Origin of the sequence: Acinetobacter sp. A3, assembly GCF_012371415.1 — a bacterium.
In the GTDB taxonomy this organism is placed as follows: Bacteria; Pseudomonadota; Gammaproteobacteria; order Pseudomonadales; family Moraxellaceae; genus Acinetobacter.
This window is the reverse complement of sequence record NZ_JAAZQW010000003.1, coordinates 34,645-49,926: the sequence shown is the minus strand read 5'-3', so window position 1 is coordinate 49,926 and position 15,282 is coordinate 34,645. Positions and strand designations below refer to the sequence as shown.

Sequence of the window (15,282 nt, the reverse complement as noted above, 5' to 3'; positions counted from 1 at the left end):
TTAGCGATATTTTGCTAAATAGTCTGTAAAACTCAGACTATGTTCTTGTTCAAGTTGTTGTTGTTGCTGAATTGATTGTAGCGCAGCAGCATCAAAATAAGCCTGTGTTTCTGGGCTGAGTTGATGCTGTTCATATACATGCGCATGTTGCTGCGCCATATAGCTACCAAAGCCCCACGTTCCGCCATGACGAATAGTATCTGTAATCATGTGCGCAGACAGCGTTTCATCTACCTCGTGTAAACGCACCATCATGTGTGTTAAGGCGTTCGAGTACAATTGGGTGTCATAACTTTGGTCAAGTAAAGCAGCCAAAGGTTGCATGGCAGTGACATAGTGCTGCCCCCACGCTTCAATTGGAGTTTTGACTTCACCTTCCTGAATTTGTGCATTTGGCGCACGACCACGATTAACCACTTCGGCCTGATTTTGCTCAATAATCGTTTGCTCTGCATCAAACAAGGCTGGGCTATCGCTCAGTAAACAATACAGCGCCAAGACTTCCAAAAAGCCTGCCGTATGTTCATCAATCCCGATTGGGCTGTATGGGTTAACATCTACCGCACGTAGTTCCACATAACCAATACCACGATTCGCCAAGGCTTGTGATGGCGTTTCACCATCCTGCGGTACTTGTTTTGGACGTACCAAACTGTAGTACTCATTTTCAATTTGCAGGACATGGTCATTAATTTGAATCGCTTCGCCCGTTTCATCATCCAAACCTAAACGGCTAAATGGTAAATACGGCGTTTTCACGGCCTTTTGCAGACCATCCAAATAACCCGTTAAGTCGTTGTAATGGATACCGAGTTTTTTCTGTGCCGAGTTTTGATAACCAAAATTGCCCATACGCAATGCGGTGGCATACGGCAAATACAACGTACCTCGTAACAACGGCAACAAATGGTGTTCACGCCCTGTCATAAAACACTGACATACCGATGGACTCGCACCGAGCAGGAACATCACCAAAGGCGTTAAACGAATAAAATTACGAATTAAACCCAAATAACGATGGCTGCGATAATCCTGCAAACTGAGCGCTTTTAGCTGATCATCGGTTTCGTGTTGTTGAAGGGCTGCAAATAAATGCTCAGGGAAGGATAAATTATAATGCACCCCTGAAATGGTCTGCATACGGCGGCCATAGCGCACACCCAAACCACGGCGATACAGGGTTTTAAAACGCCCAATATTGGAGCTGCCATATTGCGCCAGTGGAATGCCTTCATCGGTTTCATCAAGCATACACGGCATAGACAGTGGCCAAAGCTTTTCGCCCTCACCCAAGTGCTGATGCACCACACTGTGAATATCACGCAAATACGCCAAAGCCTGCGGAATACTGTTTTGCGGTGGAGTAATAAACTCCATCAACGCTTCAGAATAATCTGTTGTAATGTGTGGATGTGTCAGTGCCGAACCCAAAGCTTGAGGATGTGCTTGCTGCGACAAAAAGCCGTCACTTTGCATACGCAGACTTTCGCGTTCAATCCCGCGCAACATCCCTTGAAGCAGCGCAGCGTCTACCCAGTTCGGTAAAACATCTTGCGCATTTGGTTCGGGTTGACTCATTACACTCTCGCTTAATCCAATACACTACGAATACGACATAAACCACAAGCTGATTTTGGGTCGGTTGCAATTTTCTTAATCATGGGCATGATCTAAGATAAAACCATAACCTTTCAAGTATAACTTGATTTGGCAGCAGTACATGCGCTTGGGCTGTTTTTTCTAACAAAATGATGATTTTGGGGCAGGCTGACATTTTATATAGTGGTCAACGTCAATAAATTTTAATTTGGCAATTTTTTATCACAAAGTTGCACTATAAGACACGTTAAATTTGTGATTTTATAATCAAATGAGCAGAGGTAAATAATAAAGCGTATGAATTATCAAGATTTTTTAGATTTTTGGTTTTCTCCAGCTGCAGAAGCAAATTGGTTTGTGAAAACTGCAGAATTCGACGCCTTACTTGCAGAAAAATTTGCAGAAGTGCATCGCCAAGCTGCGCAGGGAGAATTATGGACATGGCGTGGAACACCCGCAGGGCGTTTGGCTGAAATTATTATTTTAGATCAACTATCACGTAATTTATATCGTAATGACCCACGTGCCTTCGCTCAAGATGGTATGGCCTTGGTCTTGGCGCAGGAAATGATTCATTTAAAACTGGATCAGGACTTAAAGCCAATTGAGCGCCGCTTTTTATATATGCCATTTATGCACAGTGAATCAAAACGCATTCACGAAGTAGCCTTAGGGCTTTTTGAAAGTTTGGATGACCCCACTGTTTTGGGCTATGAACTTAAACACAAAGTGATTATTGACCGTTTTGGACATTATCCGCACCGAAATCAGGTGTTAGGACGTCCATCTAGCGCAGAAGAGCTTGAGTTTTTAACCCAACCCAATAGTAGTTTTTAATTGACTCGGTTGTGATAACGGGTTGAATTGCGCAGGAGAGCTTTCTTATGAAATATTCCCTACTCGGTCTTGCCCTTGCAGGCAGTTTGCTATTTACAGGTTGTGCCACCACACCCTCTAAACCTTTAAGTTTTGAGCAGTTGGGACGCTACAGCGCAACGCCACTCAATTCACAAACCTATCGAATTAGTTTTTTGGCGGGTCATAACATGAGTTTTGGCACAGCTGAAGAAATTACTTTGGTTAAATCGGCGCAAACCACACTGCAACACGGTTTCCGTTTCTTTAAAGTTTTAGATGACCCAAGTAACCGCAGCCAGAAACCGCCTAGACAAGCGGTGGTCTACCCCGCACCGAGTTATTATCCATACAATTATTCACCGTATGGCTATTATCACCGCCGTGCACCGTTCTGGCCTGACCCGTTTTATGACATGCCACAGGTGGTCAATTTAGATCCAACGCAGGTGTCTTATACCATTCAGTGTTTTAAAGATCAGAAATCTGCTCCTGAAGATGCCTTTGATGCCACATTGATTTTACAGTCTTTAGGCGCTAAATATGGGTTAAGTCCAACAGGACAACCGCTGATTGCGCCTGCTGCCCCTGCGGCACAGTAAGACCGTAATTTGCATCAACCATTGTTATTTGGTCACTCTCGCTTTAAAAGGATGTGTGCATGAATCCAGCACCTGCCAATAGCCCAACTCAGCACTCGGCAAACGTATCTCCAAGTTTGCAACGCAGTAAACGCTTTGCCACCATTGCCTTAGTGATTGCGGTACTGACCTGGCTGGCATTAATGCTGACCGCAAAATTACTGCCTGAATATACCTGGTTGATTCATATTCTGATGCTATCTGCCGAGGCAGGTGTAGTGGGTGGTCTGGCAGACTGGTATGCAATTACTGTGCTGTTTCGCAATCCTTTTGGCAAAATGCCAATTCCCAAGTTTTTACGTGATCACACCGAAATTATTCCGCGCAACAAAGACCGTATTGCCGAGTCGATGGGACGTTTTGTACAGGAAAACTTTTTGTCGCCACAAGTGGTAGAAAAAAGCCTACACAGTACAGACTTGTCTTTAGCCGTGGGTAAATGGTTGGCCAATCCACAAAATAATGCGCAAGTCACGCAAGTCATTCAGCAAACTGTACCGAAAATTTTTGAGTTCGTGGGACAAGAGCAAATTGGGCGCTTTATTCAAAGTAACAGTGTGCAATGGATTCGCAACACTCAGGTAAACCATTTGGCCAGTGAAATGCTGCGTGCCGTTTTAGAAAATGATTTCCACCAAGATGTGCTGCAACGTGGTTTAGACCTAGCCCATGACTGGATGCTAAAACATCCTGAAAAAAGCCGTGAATTGACCCGTCAGTTGTTTAAAGAACTGGGGGTCTGGAAACTGGCCAAAGGTGCCAGCTGGATTGGCATTGATGTACAGCAACGCACCATAGATTCATTGTTGCAACGAGTCGAATCTATGCTGGCAGACCCAGATCATCCTTGGCGCCAAAAAATTGAAGATGCTGGACAACAACTGATGCTGCAACTGGCAGACAACAACAGCAGTGCAAGCCAACGCCTAAATGACACTAAAAATACCTTGTTAGACAGCCCACCGGTCTTGAACTTTATTAGTGGTGCAGTGGTGATTCTCTGCAATGCGATTAAGGAAGATTTGCAAAAGCCTGACTCGGGGATTGCCCAAAACCTGCGTGTCGCAATTCAGCAAGTCGGGGAAAATATCATTGCCAACACGGCGGTGCGTCAGTTATTGAATGAAAAAATGGGCGCTATTGCGGTCAACTTGTCAGATCAATACAGCGAAAAAGTGATTCGTTTTATTAGTGAGCGTATTCATGAATGGGACTCACGCGAAATGATTGGCAAAATTGAAAATGAAGTCGGTGGCGATTTACACATGATTCGGGTCAATGGTGTCATCGTCGGTGCATTTATTGGTTTGGGTCTAGGGATTATTCGGGCGTTGGTGGAGTTGATTTGAGATTTAAATATTTAGGATACTTATTTATAAACTTCAGCTTCATTTAAGGTAGCTATCGATCATTTGAGTTACGGTTTCGGAATAATTTTAACTTCTATACTTGGATCCTCCAAGTTAGACATTATTTCTTTATAAATTTCATAATTTTCAACATCATGGCATACAAACAATACTTTAGAAATAGAGGGACTATATGCTAATGCAGGAAGTATAGTCCCTATGGCTATTTCAGCCGCCTTTCGCTTTGGAAGTTTATAGACCCCTGTCCCTAAATTGGGAAAAGATACTATTTTTGCCTGTACTTCGTTTGCTTTATTGAGTGCATTCCAATATGCATCACATAAAAGCTGTGCTTCATGATGATTACCATCAAGCCAACGTGGTGCAATCGCATGAATAATGTATTTTGCAGGCAAATCTCCAGCCGTTGTGAGTTCAACACTTCCTACAGGACGTATTCCTTTTTCTTTATTTAATTGTATACAAGCCTCTTTCATCAAAGGACCAGCCTTTTTGTGGATGATATAATCCAATCCACCACCACCAAGTAATGACTTATTTGCAGAGTTGACAATAATATCTACTGAAATTGTAGTAATGTCAGCTAAGATTAACTGAACAATTTTCATATCATTATTCTCCAACATCACAACTCGCCCCAAAAAAGTTATAGCAAAAATATATTGGCTTCAGGGATGACTCAACTAGATAAAAAAAACAAAATGCATGCTTCATTGTTATAAAAAATCTTTTCCCTAATTGCTCACAAGCTAATGATGTCCTCCCTCAAAAATTAGTTTGTGACAATATTTTTCGGCTTACAACACGATCATGCCACACCGAATATCCATTTGCATTCAACCCTGAAAACGCTACGATGTAAAGCAAACTGCTGCCACCATCAGAACCTTTCTATGCTCAATATTCACGCAAAACTCCCTGCTCAAGGTCTCAGTATTTTTAGCCGTATGTCGGCTTTGGCTCAACAACTCAATGCCTTAAATTTATCGCAGGGTTTTCCAGATTTTCCTGCACCTGCAGCACTACTAGACGCATTAAGCCAAGCCACACACGCAGGTTTCAATCAATATCCTTCAGGTGATGGCTACTTGCCACTGCGTGAACAACTGGCACAGCAATTTTTAAAGCGTGATCAATTACAGCTTGACCCCATCAGTGAAATTACCATCACCCCAGGGGCAACCCTTGCCATTTTTAGCATTATGCAAACCGTGCTGCAAGCAGGCGATGAAGTCATTATTTTTGACCCGAGTTATGACAGCTATGCCCCATGTGCAAAGCTGCTGGGTGCAAAAGCTGTGCACATTCCATTGCAAGCCCCGCATTTTCAAGTGGACTGGAATAGGGTTAAAGATTCGATTCATGCCAAAACCCGCATGATCATCATCAACACACCACACAACCCCACAGGCACGGTATGGTCAGAACAAGAGTGGCAACAATTAATTCACCTGATTCAGGCACATAACATTGTGGTGCTGTCCGATGAAGTCTATGAACATTTGGTCTTTGATGATCAGCCACACCGTTCTGCACTGTCTTTTCCTGAACTCAGAGAGCGTAGTTTCGTTGTCGGTTCTTTTGGTAAAACCTTTCATGTCACAGGTTGGAAAACAGGCTACTGTGCAGCTGCACCTGCTTTAATGCAGCTCTTCCGCCAAGCCTATCAGTTTGTGAATTTCTGTGGGGTGATGCCTGTACAAGTGGCATTGGCCAACTATATGCAGCAGCATCCTGAACATATTGCAGAGCTGGCAGGCTTTTATCAGGCCAAACGTGATTTATTTAATCATGGTATTGCTCAGTCACGTTTTCAGTTGAGTCCTGCACAGGGCACGTATTTTCAAAATTTGGATTACAGCAATATCCGTCCTGATTTAAATGCCGTAGACATGTGCCATTTCCTTGCCGAGCAACATGGCATTGTCGGTATTCCTGTGTCTGCGTTTTATCAAAGCCCGCCTGATGACTTACGTTTAATTCGTTTCTGCTTTGCCAAAAAAACCGAGACGCTGTTACGTGCAGCGGAAATTTTATCGGCAGTTTAAGTCAGGAATTGCATCGCTGAGTTACTGAAAAGCTAAGGCTTTTTAGGGGCGAATCATGCTAGGGTGAATAAAACAACCGCAGTTCAAACGCAGGATTTGGCATGGCAAGACCTCAGGCATTGGTCGATCACCCTCAGCTTTGGAAAACCTTTTTGGTGTTTCTATTGCCACTGATTGCCACCAATATTTTGCAAAATCTCTCAGGCACCATTAATACTGTGTTTGTGGGACAAATGCTCGGGGTCGATGCGATTGCTGCAGTGTCGGTATTTTTTCCGATTATTTTTTGCCTGATGGCCTTTGTGATTGGACTCTCGGCAGGGTCTACCGTGCTGGTCGGACAAGCATGGGGTGCACAAAATGTTGAAAAAGTACGCTGTATTGTGGGTTCAACTTTATTTATGACCCTAATTGGGGGCAGTGTCATTGCCTGCTTGGGCGTAATTTTTGCCAAGCAAATTCTACTATTACTGGGCACTGACCCGAAAGTGATGCATCTTTCAGTACCTTATGTGCAATGGATGCTGGCAGGCAGTCCGCTGCTATTTGTTTATATTATCTATACCTCTATTTTACGTGGTGTGGGCGACAGTCTAACGCCATTGATTGCATTGAGTTTGACCAGTCTCATGGGCGTCGTGATTACACCTGTACTGATTGCAGGCTATTTTGGCTTTCCACGTTTGGGCATTATTGCACCGGCCATTGCCACCATTTTAGGTTATCTGGCTGTTTTAATTTTCTTGGTGATTTATTTAAATAAAAAAGATCATCCACTCAAACTAGATTGGCACTTGTTTCGCCAAATTCGACATCAACCCCATTTAAGCAAAGTCATTTTACGCTTAGGTATTCCGACAGGCTTACAAATGGTCACCACGTCTATGGCAGGTTTGGTAATTGTGGGGTTGGTTAATCGGCATGGCGCAGAAGCCACAGCAGCCTATGGTGCGGTCAATCAGGTGTTGAATTATATTCAATTCCCTGCACTGTCTATTGCCATTGCCGCTTCTATTTTCGCTGCACAAGCGATTGGTGCAGGTAAAGCCGAATTACTGGCCAAAGTAACCCGCACCGCCTTAGGAATGAATCTGGTGATTACCGGTATTTTAGTCAGTTTAGGCTATTTGTTTTCTAAATATCTGATGGCGCTGTTTATTACCGACCCTGCGGTGGTGGTGCTAGGTCAACAACTGTTATTTATTGTGTTGTGGGCCATTGTATTCTTTGGTGCCAGTGCAATTTTTGCCTCAATTATGCGTGCCAGTGGTACAGTCACTGTCCCCATGATCATCAATATTTTAGCCATTGTGCTGATTGAAGTGCCATGTGCTTATTTGTTTAGCCAACGCTGGGGCTTGGAAGGTATTTGGTATGCCTATGCTTTGGCCTTTGTGAGCCTGTGCATTGGTCAGGGCGCATATTATCAATTCGTCTGGAAGAAAAAGACCATTCAGGTTTTGGTCTGAATGGCCTTGTTTAGTCTAGATTAGATTAACTACGTTTTTTACCCAGCTTGGTTGCCCATGCTGTGACTTTTTGATAACCCGTTGGAACAATACGCTGAATCAAGTCTAAGGTTTTCGCATCATTACCAATCAATAAACGGCGTTTATCTTTTTGTACTGCTTCTAAAATTTGACGTGCTGCTTCTTCAGGCGGGCAACGCAATAATTTGTTAAACGCACGTGCCGATTTTTCAGGATTCATGCCCAACGTGCGCATGCTGTCATTCATTTTTGCGTTATTGGCAATATTGGTACGAATCCCGCCTGGATGCACACTCAATGCACTCACACCACAATTTTCCAAGTCCAATTCCTGACGCAAAGACTCTGTAAAACCACGCACCGCAAATTTGGTTGCGTTATAGGCCGACTGAGTCGGTTGTGCGGTTAAACCAAACAAACTAGAAATATTAATAATATGGCCATCGCCCGTTTGTTTAATTAAAGGCAAAAACTCTTTGGTGCCATACACCACGCCCCAAAAGTTAATGCCAACAATCCACTCCAGTTCTTCGTAAGTTGTGCCCTCTACAGTAGAACCCAAAGCCACGCCTGCATTATTAAAAATCATATTCACCGAGCCGTGATCTTGTACAGTTTCTGCCGCCCAAGCACGCATTTGCTCCAGTTGAGATACATCTACCTTTTTAATGGTCACACGCACATTGCTGTCTTTTAACAAGTCTACCGTTTGGGCCAAACCTTGTTCATTCACATCACTAAGCGATAAATGACAGCCTTGCTGTGCCAAAAGCACTGCCAATTGCTGTCCAATCCCCGAGCCTGCACCTGTAATTGCGGCAACTTTATTTTTAAAATTTTTCATGTGGTTTCCTTGAGTGTGTTGCCTGCACAGTTCAGACCTGCTTGTTTTTCTGTAGGGCTGTGCAGTTATATTGCTTTCAATATAATTTTGACAATAACTATTGTCAATATAAGTCAAAACGAATATCGCAAACAAATATGAAAACATAGGTTTAACAGATAATTATTGTTAATATAAAACCCATTAACGAATTTATTTGGCTCAAGTGAAGATGACAGAACAACTGCCCATCCACGCAGACACACAACAACAGCCCCAAAAACAACAAAAAGAACGTCAGTTTAAAGGTTTGTCTTTAACTGAACGCAAACAGGCACGTCGGGAAAAACTGATTGAAGCAGGTATTCAGGCCTATGGTACGCATGGTTTTTTTGCCGTGACTGTCAAAGATATTTGTACCGAAGCCAAACTAACCGAGCGTTACTTTTACGAATCTTTTAAAAAAAGCGAAGAACTATTTCAGACTATTTTTTTAAAACTGATTGATGAATTGCAGCAAAATGTCATGCAAGCCATTATGCAAGCATCCACCGACCCGAAAAAAATGATTGATGCAGGCCTGACCGCCTTGCTGACCACCCTAAAAAACAACCCACAAATGGCACGTATTATTTATATAGATGCCATGCTGGTACAGGAACTGCATAATCAGGCCACTATTCACGAAACCATGTCACGTTTTGACCGCATGATTCAGGCCTTTGTAATGTTGATGATGCCGCATTTAGACCGCCCTAACCGTGAAATTTCATTGGTTGCCACAGGCTTAAATGGGTATGTCACCCAAATTGCAATTCGCTGGGTCATGAGTGATTTTAAACAATCGATGGAAGATGTTTTGTCGTCTTGCCGTATTGTATTTTTATCACTGCTTCAAACCTTTTCAGACAAAGAGCAAGTGCTTGATAAAGATTCCAGCAACCTGTCATAAAACTGAAAAATATTCATAATATTTTTTAATTTCATTATTTTACTTTGACGAATATCTGTAGATATTTCATCAAATCGACACTAGTTTGTCACAAATTATTGCAAAAATAGCCTGTTTACCCCTTTCTGCAATGATACTGTCATAATTAATCTTTGTAATAAGCCTGTCATAAATAAAACGGTCCACCGTTAACATCTATAGGATATTGCGTTGTGAAAGATGACTACATTTTAATCGTCGATGACGAACTCCCAATTCGGGAAATGATCCATACCTCTTTAGATATGGCAGGCTTTCAGTGCTTACAAGCAGAAGATGCAAAACAAGCGCATCAAATGATTGTCGATCAACGTCCAGCGCTTATCTTGCTTGATTGGATGATGCCAGGCGGTGTCAGCGGTGTAGACTTGTGCCGTCGCCTAAAACGTGACGATAACCTTGCAGAAATTCCAGTGATTATGCTGACTGCACGTGGTGAAGAAGACCACAAGGTTCAAGGTCTAGATGCAGGCGCAGACGACTACATGACCAAGCCTTTCTCAACCCGTGAACTGGTGTCGCGTATTAAAGCGGTATTGCGTCGTGCCAATGCCCTAAGCGGTGAAAAAACCATTGATGCCAACGGTTTAATTCTAGACCCTGTTAGCCAGCGCGTGAGTTTTGGTGACAATATTTTAGAAATGGGGCCAACTGAATATCGCTTACTTGCGTTCTTTATGACCCATCCTGAACGTGCCTATACCCGTGCGCAATTGCTTGACCAAGTCTGGGGCGGCAATGTATATATTGAAGACCGAACTATTGATGTGCATATTCGTCGTTTACGTAAAGTCTTGGAACCGTATGGTGTAGACCGTTTTGTGCAAACGGTACGTGGTACAGGTTATCGCTTCTCGACGCGTGCGGATGTTGCTTTAGGCTAAAATTATTTTATGTACGAACCTTACCCAGTCCCTGAACTCGCCCGTGACCTCAAACAAGTTCGTTACAGCAGTTTATGGACTTTTGCCAAACAAGACTTTCGTTTACTGGCCTTTTTTCTCATTATTGCAAGTTTGATTGGATTTGGGATTGGGTATTTTTGGATTTGTATTAGCATCGCCTTTTTGCTGTTTTTTCTTCAGCAAATGCGCTCTTTATACTTAGTCAACGACTGGATTTCTAATCGTCCCTATGATGTGCCGCCCAATCTGCACGGCATTTGGGGGGCATTGTTATTCAATGTTTATCGCTCACAACGTCAGGAACGTATTGTTCAGGCCGAAATGGTCGGGCTGATTGACCGCGCACAGTCATCTCTAGTGGCATTAGATGAAGCTGTCATGCTGATTGATGAAAATCACCAAATTGAATGGTGGAACCCTGCCGCAGAAAAACTTTTAGGTATTCAGCCCTTAGACCGTGGACGCAATATTCTGACTATTTTGCGCCAACCGAATTTTATTGAATATTTTAACCATATTGACCAAGCACCCGATGGCTTAAAGATGAAATCGACCGTATGCGAAGGGCAATACGTACAGGTTAAAATGACCCAATTTGGTGGAGATAGCCGTTTGTTATTTGCCTACGACATGACCCGTATGCATAACCTTGAGCAAATGCGTAAAGACTTTGTCGATAACATTTCACACGAATTGCGCACCCCGCTGACCGTACTCAGTGGCTATATTGAAACCTTTACCGATCAAGAAGAGATTAACCCACGCTGGAAACGTGCTTTCGAGCAAATGCAGTCACAAACCCGCCGCATGAATGCGTTGGTGAATGACCTGCTTTTATTATCTCGCTTGGAAAATGAAAAAACCATCGCCAAAAATCAAATCATTGAAATGCCAAGTTTAATGAATCAATTATTTGATGATGCGCATGCCTATAATGTCGATTATGGTCATACCCTCAACTTAAATATTGACAGTCATTATGATTTAATCGGTTCAGATGTAGAACTGGCCAGTGCCTTTAGTAACCTGATTACTAATGCCATTAAATACACCCCGAAAGGCGGTACCGTTACCATTGGCTGGCATGATGATGGCAATCAAGGCTATTTTACTGTGGAAGATACAGGCATCGGGATTGATCCTAAACATTTACCACGTCTGACCGAGCGCTTTTACCGTGTAGACAGCGCACGCAGCCGACAAACTGGCGGCACAGGTTTAGGCTTAGCAATTGTGAAGCACGTTTTAATGCAGCACAACGCACACTTAGAAGTAGAATCTAAAGAAAATCAAGGCTCTACCTTTAAAGTCGTATTCCCGAAAGAACGTTTATACCATGTGACTTAAGTTCGAGTTTAAAGACAAAATGCTCATTAGAAGCAAAAAAACGCCAAATCAATTTGGCGTTTTTTTATTTCTCAATACATAAAATTATACTGCGGTAACGGTATGCCCCAAGGCTTTACCCATTTCCACCACCGAATTGGCTTGAAATTCAGCATCCCACTGCATTTTATTTTCTTCAAATAAAACAATTGCTGTTGAACCCAAATAAAAACGTCCCAATTCTGCACCCTTTTCAAGGAACAATTGGTGTTGATTCAGTTCTAAACGCCCCGATGGTTTCACCTTGCCTGTAGCTACGGTTTCAATACCCGCTACAATCATCGCACCGACTAAAACCACTGCCATACGGCCAAGTTCGGTATCAAACAAACACACCATACGCTCATTGCGGGCAAATAAACCTGGAATATTTTCTGCTGTGGTTTGGTTCACCGAAAATAGTTCACCTGGCACATAAAGAGTTTCAGTCAGTGTACCTGCAAAAGGCATGTGCACACGGTGATAATCTCTCGGAGATAAATATACGGTGGCAAACTGACCATTTTTAAATGGTTCTGCCAGTTGCGGGTCGGCAATTAAATTTTCAACAGTAAATTGCTGACCTTTGGCCTGAAAAATAGCGCCATCTTCAATTTTACCCAATTGCGAAATTGCACCATCTGCAGGCGATACAATGCTGCTCGGATTGCTGTCAATTTCACGTACGCCCTGCTTTAAAGAACGGGTAAAAAAATCATTAAAAGATTTATATTTCAAGGCATTGCTTTGCTCTGCCAATGACATATCAATGCCATACTGGGCTTTAAATGCCGTAATAACCGCATTTTTCAGTACAGGATTCTCGCTAGCTGCAAGTTTACCTACAACACGTGATAATTGATGTTGTGGCACAACGCGCTGTGCCTGAATGAAAATTTGTTTTTTAAAACGTGATGTGAGGCTCAAGACGGCAACTCTCCAGTAATAACAGGACTGTCAGGGCGGTTGCCCCATTCACTCCACGCACCATCGTAGGCCTGAATTTGCCAACCCAGTAATCTTCCTAAAATATAGGCCAGACCTGAACGGTGATGTGACTGACAATACACCACTACAGGTTCATTGAGATTGAATCCGAGTTGTTCCAGACGCTGTCGTGTGCGTTCTAAGGGGTGCAATTTTAAATGATTTTCACGATTAAGGGCAGTACTCCATTCAAAATGCAATGCCCCAGGTATGTGACCACCGCGTCGTGCAGCCAAACGCAGCCCTGTATATTCGTCTACAGTACGGCAATCCCACAGTTGTACCGACTGGTTTTGGCACTTTTCTAATAGCTCATCATATTGAATACGATACTGATTTTGCGCTACAACAGGAGCAAGTGTACTGACAGGTTTCAATGATTCAACTTCAGAGGTGGTCGGAAAACCTGCGGCCAACCAAGCATGAATACCGCCATTGAGCAAACTGGTATTTTCAAAGCCTAAACAGTGCAAGTTCCAGATCAGACGCCCTGCCCATGCACCGCCTTCATCATCATAAGCCACCACATGATGCTCAGGCGAGATATTCAAATACTGAATCAGCTCCTGCAAGGCTTCAGGTTCTGGCAATAGACCTGAAGTATCTTCATCCTGACGTAACAACATGCTCGGTTTGACCTGTAAGGCATGCGGCAGATGCAATTGCTCATACACTGAATTGCGGCTTAAATCGACAATGCGTAATTTATCATGTCCTAAAACAGGGACTAAATCTTCTGCTTCAATCAGCAGTCCAAAATCGAATGGTGAAGCGTTCATTTTTATGCTGTTCAGTCTGGTTGGCAATCCACTTTAACTTAGTATAGGTCATTTTTGGGCGCATGCTGTTTTTTTCATAACTTTCTCAGAATTTTAACAATCACATGCTTTAATCTAGAAAAAAACCGAAGATTTTCTTCGGTCTTTTTTTCAGTTTTTTAGGCTTGTTGGTCTTTAAACTGGTGCCTGAATATCAAAAACTTGGCGCAAATATGCCAAGAAGGTGTCATTATCAGTCATGGTTTTACCAGGACTATCTGACAATTTCGCCACCGACTGACCATTACACTCGACCAGTTTCAACACAATATTCAGTGCCGTTTGCCCCATGTCATTGGTCAAATTGGTACCAATCCCAAAACTGACCTGAAAACGGTCTTTAAAGTACTGATGCAAGGCCCATGCTTTTTCAACATTCAATCCATCACTAAAGGTCAGCATTTTAGTTTTGCTGTCAATTTTCAGCTTTTTATAATGTGCATAGGCTTTATCGCCCCACGCATACGGGTCACCACTGTCATGTCGCAAACCATCAAATAACTTGGCAAAATACAGGTCAAAATCACGCAGGAAAGCATCCATTCCCACAACATCGGTCAGGGCGATGCCTAAATCCCCCCGATATTCCTGCACCCAAGTTTCCAGCGCAGCTTTTTGAAAATCGCGCAGACGCACATCCAATGCCTGAAAAGCCTGTAAAAATTCATGTGCCATGGTACCAATAGGCGTAATACCTAATTCTTTGGCTAACAGTACATTACTGGTGCCACGGAATACATCAGGTACGGCTTGATGAAAAGCTGCTACCACATGCTTTTGCCATGCAAAGCTATAACGACGGCGAGTACCAAAATCTGACACTAAAAATGGCGGGTCTTCAGGTTGTTGCTGCTGTTGATAGTCCTGAATCAGGGCAATTTTTTGCTGTAAACGTCGCTCGCCTTCCGCCCAGACCTCATCTGTACGAATTCGCTGGAAATACAGTTCATTCACAATGGCCAGCACAAAAATTTCAAACATCATGGCTTGCACCATTGGGCCTTCCACCCGAATGTCCAAGCGGCCCTGTGCATCAATACTGGCCTGAATAAAACGACGTTTGAGCTGGAACAGTTCTAAATAATCGACAAAATCACTTTTAATAAAGCGTAAATTACGCAAATACTGCAATTCATCTTCTTTAAATTTCAGCTGACACAGGTGATCTAACTGCTCATTTAGTTCATCTAAAATATCGGTCAGTGGATAGGCAGTATCTTCAAGATTACGGCAGCGAAACTGATAAACACTGTGCGTTTGCGGAAACTTATGCAGTACCACCTGTAACATGGTGAATTTATACAAATCTGTATCAAGCAAAGATTGAATAATTGGGGTCATAGTGCTCATCATTTCGCGATCCTTCTTGCATTAAAGCATAATTTTTTCA

The 15,282-nt window shown here is 42.9% G+C and carries 14 protein-coding genes; 8 read left to right on the top strand and 6 right to left on the bottom strand.

Features of this window, described 5'->3' with window-relative positions; genetic code table 11:
• Entirely contained in the window at positions 1–1,578 is a 1,578-nt protein-coding gene (gene gshA, locus HHA42_RS02210; protein ID WP_168460484.1) for a glutamate--cysteine ligase, read from the bottom strand.
• A 318-nt stretch (positions 1,579–1,896) separates the two neighbouring features.
• Between gshA and HHA42_RS02205 the strand changes: the two genes are divergently transcribed.
• Genes HHA42_RS02205 through HHA42_RS02195 form a run of 3 tightly spaced genes read left to right on the top strand, consistent with a single transcriptional unit; the run spans position 1,897 to position 4,444 of the window.
• Positions 1,897–2,436 (top strand): DUF924 family protein, encoded by a 540-nt coding sequence (locus HHA42_RS02205; RefSeq protein WP_168460482.1) that lies wholly within the window; start codon positions 1,897–1,899, stop codon positions 2,434–2,436.
• A gap of 47 nt (positions 2,437–2,483) precedes the next feature.
• Positions 2,484–3,056 carry a hypothetical protein gene (locus tag HHA42_RS02200; protein ID WP_168525296.1) on the top strand — a complete coding sequence of 191 codons (573 nt, stop codon included), beginning with the start codon at positions 2,484–2,486 and terminating at the stop codon, positions 3,054–3,056.
• A gap of 59 nt (positions 3,057–3,115) precedes the next feature.
• Complete coding sequence (locus HHA42_RS02195; protein ID WP_168417669.1) at positions 3,116–4,444, top strand: DUF445 domain-containing protein; 1,329 nt, start codon at positions 3,116–3,118, stop codon at positions 4,442–4,444.
• A gap of 68 nt (positions 4,445–4,512) precedes the next feature.
• Here the strand turns inward: HHA42_RS02195 and HHA42_RS02190 are convergent, their stop codons facing one another.
• A complete protein-coding gene (locus tag HHA42_RS02190; RefSeq protein WP_168525294.1) occupies positions 4,513–5,073 on the bottom strand; it encodes a macro domain-containing protein in 561 nt (186 codons plus the stop codon).
• A gap of 285 nt (positions 5,074–5,358) precedes the next feature.
• Here HHA42_RS02190 and HHA42_RS02185 point away from each other — a divergent pair, with 285 nt between their 5' ends.
• Together HHA42_RS02185 and HHA42_RS02180 are read left to right on the top strand one after the other, a co-directional pair.
• Positions 5,359–6,513: a methionine aminotransferase gene (locus tag HHA42_RS02185; RefSeq protein ID WP_168525292.1), complete on the top strand. Its 1,155-nt coding sequence runs from the start codon at positions 5,359–5,361 to the stop codon at positions 6,511–6,513.
• Between the two features lie 101 nt (positions 6,514–6,614).
• On the top strand, positions 6,615–7,982 hold the full coding sequence (locus HHA42_RS02180; protein WP_168417666.1) for an MATE family efflux transporter: 1,368 nt from the start codon (positions 6,615–6,617) through the stop codon (positions 7,980–7,982).
• A gap of 25 nt (positions 7,983–8,007) precedes the next feature.
• On the opposite strand, the gene HHA42_RS02175 is transcribed toward HHA42_RS02180, so the two are convergent.
• A complete protein-coding gene (locus HHA42_RS02175) occupies positions 8,008–8,847 on the bottom strand; it encodes an SDR family NAD(P)-dependent oxidoreductase (RefSeq protein ID WP_168525290.1) in 840 nt (279 codons plus the stop codon).
• A gap of 211 nt (positions 8,848–9,058) precedes the next feature.
• Here HHA42_RS02175 and HHA42_RS02170 point away from each other — a divergent pair, with 211 nt between their 5' ends.
• The 3 genes from HHA42_RS02170 to phoR all read left to right on the top strand — a co-directional run bounded on the left by HHA42_RS02170 (position 9,059) and on the right by phoR (position 12,069).
• The gene (locus HHA42_RS02170; protein WP_168417664.1) at positions 9,059–9,778 is read left to right on the top strand and encodes a TetR/AcrR family transcriptional regulator; all 720 of its coding nucleotides are present in this window, start codon (positions 9,059–9,061) and stop codon (positions 9,776–9,778) included.
• A 212-nt stretch (positions 9,779–9,990) separates the two neighbouring features.
• On the top strand, positions 9,991–10,701 hold the full coding sequence (gene phoB, locus HHA42_RS02165) for a phosphate regulon transcriptional regulator PhoB (RefSeq protein WP_004974162.1): 711 nt from the start codon (positions 9,991–9,993) through the stop codon (positions 10,699–10,701).
• 9 nt (positions 10,702–10,710) lie between these two features.
• Positions 10,711–12,069 (top strand): phosphate regulon sensor histidine kinase PhoR, encoded by a 1,359-nt coding sequence (gene phoR / locus HHA42_RS02160; RefSeq protein WP_168417663.1) that lies wholly within the window; start codon positions 10,711–10,713, stop codon positions 12,067–12,069.
• Between the two features lie 84 nt (positions 12,070–12,153).
• Here phoR and asd read toward each other — a convergent pair whose 3' ends face one another.
• The 3 genes from asd to pncB form a co-directional block, all read right to left on the bottom strand.
• Positions 12,154–13,014, bottom strand: a complete 861-nt coding sequence (gene asd / locus HHA42_RS02155) for an archaetidylserine decarboxylase (RefSeq protein ID WP_168525288.1) — start codon at positions 13,012–13,014, stop codon at positions 12,154–12,156.
• Positions 13,011–13,853 (bottom strand): rhodanese-like domain-containing protein, encoded by an 843-nt coding sequence (locus HHA42_RS02150; protein ID WP_168417661.1) that lies wholly within the window; start codon positions 13,851–13,853, stop codon positions 13,011–13,013. The genes asd and HHA42_RS02150 overlap by 4 nt, the downstream gene beginning before the upstream one ends.
• 174 nt (positions 13,854–14,027) lie before the next feature.
• Positions 14,028–15,233, bottom strand: a complete 1,206-nt coding sequence (gene pncB, locus HHA42_RS02145) for a nicotinate phosphoribosyltransferase (protein ID WP_168417727.1) — start codon at positions 15,231–15,233, stop codon at positions 14,028–14,030.
• Between the last annotated feature and the right edge of the window lie 49 nt (positions 15,234–15,282).

Bases quoted from the DNA above. Each gene is read 5' to 3' on its own strand.
- gshA (WP_168460484.1), bottom strand. From the start codon at position 1,578: ATGAGTCAACCCGAACCAAATGCGCAAGATGTTTTACCGAACTGGGTA.
- HHA42_RS02205 (WP_168460482.1), top strand. From the start codon at position 1,897: ATGAATTATCAAGATTTTTTAGATTTTTGGTTTTCTCCAGCTGCAGAA.
- HHA42_RS02200 (WP_168525296.1), top strand. From the start codon at position 2,484: ATGAAATATTCCCTACTCGGTCTTGCCCTTGCAGGCAGTTTGCTATTT.
- HHA42_RS02195 (WP_168417669.1), top strand. From the start codon at position 3,116: ATGAATCCAGCACCTGCCAATAGCCCAACTCAGCACTCGGCAAACGTA.
- HHA42_RS02190 (WP_168525294.1), bottom strand. From the start codon at position 5,073: ATGAAAATTGTTCAGTTAATCTTAGCTGACATTACTACAATTTCAGTA.
- HHA42_RS02185 (WP_168525292.1), top strand. From the start codon at position 5,359: ATGCTCAATATTCACGCAAAACTCCCTGCTCAAGGTCTCAGTATTTTT.
- HHA42_RS02180 (WP_168417666.1), top strand. From the start codon at position 6,615: ATGGCAAGACCTCAGGCATTGGTCGATCACCCTCAGCTTTGGAAAACC.
- HHA42_RS02175 (WP_168525290.1), bottom strand. From the start codon at position 8,847: ATGAAAAATTTTAAAAATAAAGTTGCCGCAATTACAGGTGCAGGCTCG.
- HHA42_RS02170 (WP_168417664.1), top strand. From the start codon at position 9,059: ATGACAGAACAACTGCCCATCCACGCAGACACACAACAACAGCCCCAA.
- phoR (WP_168417663.1), top strand. From the start codon at position 10,711: ATGTACGAACCTTACCCAGTCCCTGAACTCGCCCGTGACCTCAAACAA.
- HHA42_RS02150 (WP_168417661.1), bottom strand. From the start codon at position 13,853: ATGAACGCTTCACCATTCGATTTTGGACTGCTGATTGAAGCAGAAGAT.
- pncB (WP_168417727.1), bottom strand. From the start codon at position 15,233: ATGACCCCAATTATTCAATCTTTGCTTGATACAGATTTGTATAAATTC.